At 36.9% G+C, this 225-nt stretch carries 1 rRNA gene; it reads right to left on the bottom strand.

From position 1 onward, the window contains the following. Positions 1 to 125 precede the first annotated feature (125 nt). A 23S ribosomal RNA gene (locus KO524_RS15320) occupies positions 126 to 225 on the bottom strand; the annotation flags it as partial.

The following is a 225-nucleotide window of genomic DNA, read 5'->3' as shown; positions in this document are numbered from 1 at the left end:
AATAACCACCTTAAATCGGTTGTTATCCAAAACTCTGGAATAACGAATATCGTAACATACGAAGATATTTAAATACTTGTATTTTTGTAGAAAGTCATCCTGTCCCGTTTAGAAAAACGGGACAGTACACATAAGCTTACGGGTTATTAGTACTACTCGACTATGACATTACTGCCTTTACATCTATAGCCTATCAACGTGGTCATCTCCCACGACCCTTTAAAG

Source organism: Flavobacterium sp. NKUCC04_CG (genome assembly GCF_019345525.1).
Taxonomy (GTDB): domain Bacteria; phylum Bacteroidota; class Bacteroidia; order Flavobacteriales; family Flavobacteriaceae; genus Flavobacterium.
Note: the sequence above shows the minus strand (reverse complement) of the source record. Positions and strands in the feature narration are given on the sequence as shown.